Raw genomic sequence first — 10292 nt, forward strand, 5'->3', positions numbered from 1 at the left:
AAATTTGAATTATAATATGTGCGGTCTTTGTTTACCTAATTATAAACCTGCCATTATGAAGTATATCTAAAACCAAAAAATCTTTCCTTATTATCCTCAGTTCGCATTAATTTCGCGATAACTGATTTATTTTCGTAGAGTTCAGTAATTGCTGCTTCCTCTAACTCATCAACGTTAATTGTTATGAAATACTGCCCCTTTGATATTTCCTTTAGCAATTTATCAACGTATTTTATGAGACGGTATTTTGCAAATCTATCCGGCTTTGAGAATGAGCCATCGTGAATTAAAAAGGTAATGTTATCTCTCTTGTTAAGCCCATCAATAAACCAAGTCAAATCAAACATATTAATTTTCATATGGAGTCTTCCGTGAGATTTTTCATCATCTATTCTACAATTTATTTTGATTCGACCTGTTGTATCATTTATTCCCGTATTATTGTTCAATTCAATATCTAGAATACCATTTTCGTCATAAACCTCTAAAACAAGACTGTTAAATAACTCTTTAAATTCTTTTACAGAATTCTCATAGGTCTTGAATATATCAAGCTTTATGTCGATTTGCTTTAAAATCTCCTGCTTAACTCTATTGATATCAGCGGTCACATCTGTTTTTTCTTGGTACATATTGATTTTTACTCTAATCTGGGCTAACTCTTCATATTTTAAACTTTTATCATTTGTTACCTTTGTTATATCTGTAATGAGATCTGTGTTTTTAAATGATTGAGTGTAGTTTTGAAGTTTGATACTTAATTCTTCAAGTTTCTTCTGCTTTTGTTTGATTTCATAATCAATTTCATTGATTTTATGATTAAAATACCTTCCTCTACTATCAACCATAAAGTTGTAAAATTGAAAGATATCATCTTGATTCTTTTTAACTTTATCAGGAAAGAAACCAATTAACTGCTCATAAAAAGGTTGAATATCATTTATTCGCTTAATTTCCTCTAATTTAGCTTCAAGGTCATTAATATTGTTTTGGTATTGTTTTTTTACGTGCTTTAATTCAAATAGTAAATTCTGCAACTCGTTATATTGAGACTTATAGACCTGATATTCTTCTGCATCCTTTTCAAATTTCTTTGTAATTTTAATTTGTTCAATAATATCATCTAATTCTTTTATTTCCTTGGTCAGTTTCTTCTCTCGTAACTTTAAATCACTAATTTCACTTTTTAAGGACTTTATGATACTTAACTTTTGATTAAATTCCTTCTGTTGCTTTTTATATTTAACAATTTCTTTTTCAAAATCATAAGGTAGATTGAATAAAAAAGCCAAATACATAGCTTCGTTCATTGCATTTCTGTTTGGAAGCCCAATATTAGTAAAGCCCTCCTTTTCATCTCTAATAATGTACTCACGAAGAGCTGAAAAAGTTGGCTCATCAGGGGTTAATCCAAGCAATACATTATTTATGTATTTTTTAAAGTCACTATCTTCCTTATCTATCCAATCACTCAAATCATACGAGAAAGCGGCTGCATTTAAATAATATCCTTTTTCTGGTTGATTAATCAGCCTGCCAAGGTAAATATTTTGATTATCAGAAAATACTTCAAGAACTAAAAAAATATCTTTTTCCGTTAGAGTGGGTTTACCAATAAAGTCATCAGGGCAGGACCCTCCTAACAAAAAATTCATTGCTTCAACCATTGTGGTCTTACCGACACCATTAGTTTCTTTACCATCTTCCTTTTTTTCACCTAAAATAACATTTAGACCACATTGATTAAATATATATTCCTTTAAAATCTCTTTTGATTGATAGCTATAAATAAGCAACCTTTTAAGAATCATTTTTCTTCTTCCTCATAACTAAATTGTTTTGTATAGAAATTACATCCAGCGAATATAAAAATGTTAGTGAAAGGTATAGTACTCGCTCAATATTTAAATTAAGGACCACGTTTTGTTTTTTTGCAAACTCAAGAAACAACTGGTCTACGTGCTTTTTCTTATTAAGAAGCTCAAATAATACCTTGGAAGTGACTAATACATTCTCCTCAATTGTCTGGTGCTTAGATAAAAGAAAAAAATTCATCATTTAATAACAGTCCTTTGCCTTTTATCTTCATTAAAAATATCACATTCATTTATACTCCAAAAAATTAATATTCGAATATACGATTTGAGCCTTTCTTCTGAGTAATTGACCTGAATTCTGTATCTACTAAATAAATTATTAATCATATGATGGAGAATTAAATCTCCATTTTCGAAATTATAAAGTACGTTTAGATACTCAGATACAATTACATCAGGAATTATAAAGCGTTTATCAAAGCTAAAAAAGGAAGTAGTACCTAAAATTTTATTTACTATTGGAAAGTATACTGAACATCTGTCAAATTGACGTTCCAACGTAGGAGAACAAAGCATATTAATAAACTTTTCGGTAATATCTTTTGAAATAAGCTCTTCGTTGATGTCGGCTTCTTTGTTAATAATTGTATGAAACTCAATCAAAAACATTCTAAACTCGTCTTCATCAACAGCAAGTGGAGTATCATCCATCGTTATTTCAGTCTTTTTTTTTAATCTATGAATATCAAATTTATAACTTCCATCAACTACTAATCTTCCTTCCGAGTTAGATTGATGCCAATATTCATCACGTTTATTCCAACGGTGATATATTACTTCTCCACTAGCTGTTTCAGTATCAATGATTCCGGTGAGGAATATTGGGTCTGCATAACCGTCAACAAACATTGAACCAGAGGTAAACATATAGGTATTATTGTAGTTATCATTCTCATTATGATATGCGGCTTTGTGAACGTGGCCATTTAAATATAAATCAATTTGACTATCAGAAAATCTATTAAGTAAGCTTCCTTTTTCGTCTGTATGAATACAATTAATGGTATGATGACCGATTGCAATGTTTATAGAATCGTCTTTTGGGAGTTGTTTTAATACTTCATACAGTTTATTTAACCCAACTAGAATTTTCCCTTCTACTCCCGAAGTTCCAGCAATTAAGCAAGTGTTTATATGAACGACATTAAATCCTTCACGTTTCTTCACAAAATGTAAAGCGTCTTTTGGATAATCTTCACCCATATATTTTTTATAGAAATTAAAAAAGGGATCCTGACTTGAAAGTAAAGATTGATAAGTATCAGAATCAAGGCTGTTAACTTCATTTTTTGCACTTGAAGAACTCAATATCTGGTTGATCAATCTATCATTCATTGTGCTTCTTTTTATATCGTGATTACCCGGAATAATAAATAAGTTTTCTTTACTAATTTCTATAGCTGTTATAACTGAATCTAAGAACGACTCTACCTCTTCCCCATAATTGCTTCCTTGATGAGCTAAATCTCCTGTTATAAACAATAAATCAATATCTTTTTTCTTTTCACTAAGATACTGAACTAATTGATCCCTCATTACATTTGTTTCATAATTATTATATAAATAATGTATATCCGATAAATGTGCCCATTTAAGTTTCATTCTTTATACCTCGTTATTTCTTTTTTCACTAGGTATAATTCGACAAGATTCCCAGTAATTCCTTTATTTAGGAACAATAATCCACCTGAATCTTATTTTTTTGTATTGTTGATTATTTAAGCTTATAAAGATATGCCTATTATATTATGGAAATATGTTGTTTATATTTTTATGAAATCCAGACTTAAGCTATTTAGTCTGGATTTCTTCGTGAAATAAAAAATATTTTTCTTTAATTAGTTTTGTTTATTTTAAAACATTTTAGTTAAAGAGCTAGAGCAGTTCTTCTGCTACCTTTTTAGCATATTGGTATTTTTCACCGGTACAACCTGCTTTATTTAGTATCCTACTTATAAATAATGGTTCTCCGGCAGAAATTAATTCATCAATAGCCCTGCTTATTTTACGCTTATAAAATTTTTCACTTGATTCAATAACCGAATTTATATAATTCCTTGTACAAGGATATCTTTCAAGGTCAGCTTTAATAAAACCGGGTTCTCTTATCTTTTCCATAATAAATGTTTTGCTAATTTTTTTTGGCCGACTCAATTCATATTGGCTCCAGTTCTCGATGATTATCTTAACTATTTGTAATAATTTTTGATCCCTTTTCTCTTCTTCAGAATCAATCGGGCTTCTCCCTTTATATTTCTGCCGTTTAGGTAAATGCTCGCTCAGCCAAACTTTATCATATTTGTTTAACCACCGGTATATAGAAAGGTTTTCCCTAATTAAGTCATTTCTTTTTTTATTTAGATTTTGCTTTAAAATTTCTAACCACTGTTGTCTTTTGTCTTGGATATTTTCTAAAGTACCTCCCCTTTTTGGTGTATCGTTTAATTTTTTTGCATCTAGCTCAGCTTTTTCAATTAATCTCCCACTCCAACAGTGATTTAATTTTAATAGAACAGCGTAACGTGTAATCGTATCGGGAGTTACCTGAAGCTTTTTAGCAATCTCTGTCCTGCTATCACCTTTTTCAACTAATTTTTTTAGTTCTTCTTTCCAAACATAACCAAAGTCCATTTTCCTAGAAATTTTATATTTGTCTAATGTGCTCGAATCTGGTCCTACCCTTGTATATATAAATCCGCAACTACACTGGAACTTTCCTATTAAATTCTTAGTCTTTTTACATTTACTAATAGTAATAGTTTCTATTACGTCCTGCATATATAATTTATGGGCTGGATTAAGGCAGGGCCAAGGCCCCGTACCAAAGGGGTCATCTTCTTTGTCAACTGTCAAATTTATTAAAAAGAAATCAGCTAGGTTTCTGCATAAAACCATAATAGCCAAAATATGTTGCATTGGATGGGTTATTTGGTTACCAGTTCTAACAATTTTACTAACCCAACAATGCTCTTTAGTAAAATCAGTAGCCACGTTTAGCATCTCTAATACTTCAGGGTGGTAGAATTGCCTAAAGGCATTCTTCCATTTATCTTGATTGACTACTCCTTTACGAATATTAAATTTATTTTTCTCTAAAAAATAACTATATTTTTCTCTAAAATTACTATTTATATCTATTTCAAACTGGTTTAATAACCAATTTGCTTGTACGGCATATTCATATAATTGTTCTATTATTTCTTGGTTATAATCTCTCCCTAAAGTATTATCAAAAATATCTTCACCCGGCAAAATAAATTGATATTGGATAGAACTTTCAATTTGTTTAAGTGAAGTTAAAAGAGGAATCCTATGAATGGGACAGACATACACCCCTGGCAGCTGGTGAACTCTATGCCAATAGGTCTCGCCATATCGATCAATATCCTCTTGCATACATAGGTTACAATGCGTGAGAGGTTTAGTTGCTTTAATGCTACTGCCAATTAATCCATAATCTGAATATATATTTTGGCCTTCGCCATCAATAATATTTTGTCTATTTGCAGACTTTTTTTCATTTGATAAAAAAGATGAGAAAAACGGAAACAAAGTATGTTTATCAATTATATAATCTGCTGTTAGTGTTGTAATTTGTATATTCTGCACCAGAGCGTTAATATTTGAAGGAAGATACCAATTAGTTCTTGTTTTTTTGCCGAATAGATCAAGGATTGTATGTTTATAGCTCAAATTACCTGAATACAAATGGTATCTAGCTATAATGCTATATAAAGTTTCATCCGGATAAGGAGAAGGAAAGAAGGGAATCATCATTCCACCTCTTTCCTAAAAAAGAAAATATGTTTATTGAATGCTACTGTTTTCTCATCCCTTAAAGATATGCCGCTGAACAATTCTTTTGGGTTAACAATACACATTATATGGTTTCCCTTAGAAGAAACTCATTAATTGGGCTCTTAATGACACCATTTTGTAATAAGACCTCATAAGCTGACTGTTTTAATACCGAAGTTTGTTCTTTTAGGTATCTCAAGTCATCTTTTGCAAGGTCTTTACCTTTTTTTAGTTTCTTCTCCTTGTTATTTTCATTTCTAATAATTGCTTCTTCAGCGACTTTTACCGCTTCATTATACAGAAAGTCAAAATCATAATTGTTTGGATTAAAATTATTTAATACTTTTTTTACAGCGTTAATAACGATTTTTTCATTCGTGATTTTTTCTAATAACTTAATTCTAATAGCTCTTGTAAGCTCTTCTACTTTTTCTTTATTAACTTGCTTTAAATAAGTCTTATAATTTTCCATCTCCCCGGCTTGGATAAGGTTATTAACAATACCTTCAAAATCAGGAGTACGAATATCATCGTATTTTTCAATCCTTTTTAGATCACCAGACTTTAATGCATCTAACATCGGCTTTACAATTTGGAGATCTTTTTCAACCACACTTTCAATTAATTCAATAGTAATTTCCTCAGAACCGTCTAATATTGCCTTAATCTGAGCCAGTGCAAAGATTTTAATCACAAAATCTAAAATACCTTGACTTTCTTCATATAATTTATTTTTAAACTCATCTGAAATCGGGACGTATTTTTTTGTCCATTGGTATTTCCACATTACTTCTATAAAATAGTCCCAAGCCTCATCTTTTTTCATCCTATCCCAAAACATATACCCTAAACCAGTTCCTCTTCTCGCCTTCCTAAGTTCTCCCCTTAAAACGGGAGCAGCTTTACTTGTCCCGATAAGAATTACCGGAACTCCTACTGAATTGATTAGATGGACAAAAAAATCAAGCATTTTTCTTGCACCGCCACCTTTAATAAAACTTAGATGTTGAATCTCATCTATAACTAAAAGACCAACATTGTTAAGTCTAAATTGGTGACTAATGATTTGTATTAAGTAATCAATTGATCTGTTTCCGTGCCTAGCAAAATGATGTGTTCCAAGAAGTTTATCCAAATCCGAAAGAATTTGTAAACAAAGGCCTTTTATTGATCCATCAAATGGACACTCTAAATGCATCCAGGGAATTTGAGTTATTGCTAAAGGTTTTCCTTGATACACCTGATGTCTTATAACTTGTGGATATTTATTTAGGACTCTTTCTATACCAGTTGATTTGCCTGTACCGGATATACCAATAATAGTGAATCCTTGTGTACTCTTGCTAGTATTAGTAGTGCTTACATAAATTTTCCCTTCCATTAATGCTCTATAACTATTATTCATAAAAACAATATTGTCTTTGGTAAGAGGATTCCTGTTTATGTAACCTTGCCTAATTACAGCTGAAATCTTTCGTTCCAATGCTGTATGGCTTTCTAATGGCATATAAAATTGGAAGAGTCGTGGAATAATTTGAATACGAATTTCCTCGTCAAACTCGATTTCATTCTCATCAAATTCTGGCATCACGGTTATTAGTTTCGCTGCTTCCATCAATGAATGCACTGGTGGCAAGGCTTCAATTAAGGGGTTTTCCATATATTCTTTGATTTGTTGATCAATATATATAGCTTCAGCAAAACCTTTATTTTCATCTTCCATTTATTTTTCTCTCCATTCCCATCTCTTTTTGCAGCTCCATTAACTTTAATAAATCCTTTGAAGCTTTTCCTTTAACTATTTCTTCATTTGTAGCCTGTTGCGTTATATCCTTTTTAATTTCTTCCTTAGCTTTATCTAATATAAATGCCTCTTGGGTTCTGATCTCATTTCTTTCATTTTTTCTGTTCTCATCTATATTTTTCAATTTCTGTGAATCCGAAATTTTCTCGGCTTCTTTTGATCTTTCTTCAGCAGCTTCTTTTATACTTTCTATCTCATTTACATAATCTATTACTTTTTCCGAACGCCTTTTAAGTTCTTCTTTTTCCTCAAGACGCTTTTGCATTTTTCTTATAAATACAAAATCATCGTATTGCAATTCCTCGTACTGCCTTAGATATCCAAGTAATTTGCAAACTTCATATGAACCATCTTTATTGAGAATATAAATATATTTAATACATCTAGGGTCATAAGCAACAGTAATTTTCCAAGAGCCTTTTAATGCAGCTTCTTGAAACCACTGTTCTTTAATTGCCCTTTCACAGCTATATTGCAACCCTCTTTCGAAATGAATTCCATATTCTGTTACACTTACATTTTCCTTCCTTGGCAGTAATCGAAGTTTCACAAAATCTTCTTGGAAAAACTTTAATCGACCGGAATCATTTTTAATCCCCCAATTCCACAAATCCACTGGGTATAAAGGGACTTCATTTTTAAGCATTTCATCATCAGGTTTATAATTACTCAACCAATTGTAATTATTATGATGTATAATAGCGTTTATTAATATTTTTCTAAAATCGGTTAAGGTAAGAATTGCATCTAAGGCATAATTTCTTTCCCCTCTTAACTTTTCTTTAGTTACAGCACCGGGTACTAATGGTTTTACCTTTAGATTCAATAATCTAAAATATTGTTCAACAATCCCTTTCCAATCTGCTCTGTATGGAGGTGTATTCTCCATCCTCACACCGAATGATTCTATTAATTGTTCCACCTTTGGACCTTTTAATTCTCCTCTATCTGCGAGAAGTTTATCTGGAAAATGTTTAACTGGCCACATATCCTCTGTAATATCGATACCATACTCTTTACAAAATTTCACCTTATCGCTTGCGGTATTTACCAGGGCCATTAATGCCCCTAAATAGGATGGTCCTTCTAGGCCTACATACATTCCCGCCACCATTCTGCTATAGACATCCATTACAATGTAAACAACCGGTCTGCCAATAATCCAATTTGGATTCTTTTCGGAAACAAGATATACATCCGCCACAGTTGCATCTATTTGATATCTCCAACCAGGTCCACGACTTTTGGAATCAGATATATCTAGAACTGGTCTATCCTCCAATAAATGTCGAGTCCTTCCCTTCTTAGTAATATTCCTCTTTTCTGGATCAACGTTTTGGTTATACCAATATCTAAATTGCTCAAGTGAAGGAGCGTCTTCTTTTATAATTGTTATTTTTCTACCGTTTTCATATCTCTCTCCTTGAGCAAAAAAATCCCTCTTTATTTGTTCAAAGCAGTCTTTCAAAGTTCTTTTATTTGAAGGTTTATACCTATTAATTCCTATTAAAAAGACTTGTTTGACCTCTTCGGTAACGTTCATACCGGGGTTATCCTTATATAATCTTGGTCTTCCTACTTTTTTCCCCCCTAGATTTTTTGTTTCCCCTCTAAGACCGCATCGGCTATAATCGGCTAATAGAGCATTTAAATGCATACCTCTTTGCCAATACAAACGTAGATATTGATAAATATATTTTTTCTTCGAAGTTTTTTTGCCAATCAAAGCTTTAATTAGTTTTCCTCTTTTATAATCAATATAAATATCGGGCTCAACTGAAGCCATACCCTTAATTAGTTCCCAGCGATTATTTCTTTTCTCTTTTTGATCAACTGAAAGTTCAGATTCAGTAAAGTAAATTCTATAAGGCTCATCGGTCATTATCTCCAACCTATCTTCCTTTAATAGTTCAGTCAGGGAAAGAATATTTCTCTTCATAGGCAATGCTTTTTTATCATTAATATCGATTGTAAAACAAAGGCTATAGTCAGAATCAATCCACAGAATTCTTTCTGTAACTTCCTTCTCTATGTTAATTTTTATTATTTGATTTTTAGCAAATATCAAAAGCGACTTCCTCCTCATTATTGATTTCATCTAAAATTATTACTTCCTTTACATACCTAGTTGTTTCAATGCGTTGAAGCATATCAGCTTTGATTTGTTTGGTAGCAATTGCGTGTCTAAATAAAGCTAATGCAGAGCCTTTAGGGAGATTAAAATCATAATCAAACTGATTAAAAACATCGAACAATCTTGCGTCGTATCTAAACAACATAAACCTTAGTTCATCAATCAACCTCATTGTTTCATCCTTGCTAAATTCAAACGGAAGCTCCCTACAGGGATGAAACCAATCCATATTATAAGTGAAGTTACCATCATATTCTTTATCAGTGATAATACCCCATTCGATATTTTGGGATTTCCAAAACAACCTTTCTATTTCAAGCTTTTCAATTGTCCTTTTATCCTCTAAGTCTAAAGAGGGTTTAACGGACCGTGCCACGTACTTTATCCCATCTTTTGACTTAACAGTTAACAAAAAATCAGTTGTCATTACTTCCGTATAAATGTCAACACAAATATGTACATTTTTGCTTGTTTAAGGATGTACAAAATTACTCATTTTCTATCGTAAAATGATCCTTTAAGCGGTAGGAATCCCCCACCATTGTCACGACTGTCGCATGGTGTAAAATACGGTCTAGAATGGCATTTGCCAGTTTAGGTTCCTGAAAGACTTCATCCCATGCTTTAAAATTTACATTTGTTGTTAAGATAGTACTTCGCTTTTCATATCGCATATCAA

The 10292-nt window shown here is 31.7% G+C and carries 8 protein-coding genes; all 8 read right to left on the reverse strand.

The window, feature by feature from the left end; translation table 11 throughout:
* Positions 1-53: 53 nt before the first annotated feature.
* On the reverse strand, positions 54-1811 hold the full coding sequence (locus E1I69_RS08775) for a DUF2326 domain-containing protein (protein ID WP_136379231.1): 1758 nt from the start codon (positions 1809-1811) through the stop codon (positions 54-56).
* On the reverse strand, positions 1801-2058 hold the full coding sequence (locus tag E1I69_RS25385; protein ID WP_347561801.1) for an ABC-three component system middle component 6: 258 nt from the start codon (positions 2056-2058) through the stop codon (positions 1801-1803). Before E1I69_RS25385 ends, E1I69_RS08775 begins: the two co-directional genes overlap by 11 nt.
* Positions 2055-3479, reverse strand: a complete 1425-nt coding sequence (locus E1I69_RS08785; RefSeq protein ID WP_136379232.1) for a metallophosphoesterase family protein — start codon at positions 3477-3479, stop codon at positions 2055-2057. The genes E1I69_RS25385 and E1I69_RS08785 overlap by 4 nt, the downstream gene beginning before the upstream one ends.
* A gap of 273 nt (positions 3480-3752) precedes the next feature.
* Positions 3753-5654, reverse strand: a complete 1902-nt coding sequence (locus E1I69_RS08790; RefSeq protein ID WP_136379233.1) for a TnsD family Tn7-like transposition protein — start codon at positions 5652-5654, stop codon at positions 3753-3755.
* A gap of 103 nt (positions 5655-5757) precedes the next feature.
* Positions 5758-7398, reverse strand: coding sequence for an AAA family ATPase (locus E1I69_RS08795; RefSeq protein ID WP_136379234.1), 1641 nt, complete (start codon positions 7396-7398; stop codon positions 5758-5760).
* A complete protein-coding gene (locus E1I69_RS08800; RefSeq protein WP_161974865.1) occupies positions 7388-9547 on the reverse strand; it encodes a Mu transposase C-terminal domain-containing protein in 2160 nt (719 codons plus the stop codon). Before E1I69_RS08800 ends, E1I69_RS08795 begins: the two co-directional genes overlap by 11 nt.
* Positions 9534-10067 (reverse strand): TnsA endonuclease N-terminal domain-containing protein, encoded by a 534-nt coding sequence (locus E1I69_RS08805; protein ID WP_347561802.1) that lies wholly within the window; start codon positions 10065-10067, stop codon positions 9534-9536. The genes E1I69_RS08800 and E1I69_RS08805 overlap by 14 nt, the downstream gene beginning before the upstream one ends.
* A 34-nt stretch (positions 10068-10101) precedes the next feature.
* The coding region (locus E1I69_RS08810; protein WP_161974828.1) for an ATP-binding protein at positions 10102-10292 on the reverse strand (191 nt) is incomplete at its 5' end.

This window comes from Bacillus timonensis, assembly GCF_004799755.1.
In the GTDB taxonomy this organism is placed as follows: Bacteria; Bacillota; Bacilli; order Bacillales; family Bacillaceae_L; genus Ferdinandcohnia; species Ferdinandcohnia timonensis_A.

Excerpts from the sequence above, each read along its gene's own strand:
- E1I69_RS08775 (WP_136379231.1), bottom strand. The coding sequence starts at position 1,811 with ATGATTCTTAAAAGGTTGCTTATTTATAGCTATCAATCAAAAGAGATT.
- E1I69_RS25385 (WP_347561801.1), bottom strand. The coding sequence starts at position 2,058 with ATGATGAATTTTTTTCTTTTATCTAAGCACCAGACAATTGAGGAGAAT.
- E1I69_RS08785 (WP_136379232.1), bottom strand. The coding sequence starts at position 3,479 with ATGAAACTTAAATGGGCACATTTATCGGATATACATTATTTATATAAT.
- E1I69_RS08790 (WP_136379233.1), bottom strand. The coding sequence starts at position 5,654 with ATGATGATTCCCTTCTTTCCTTCTCCTTATCCGGATGAAACTTTATAT.
- E1I69_RS08795 (WP_136379234.1), bottom strand. The coding sequence starts at position 7,398 with ATGGAAGATGAAAATAAAGGTTTTGCTGAAGCTATATATATTGATCAA.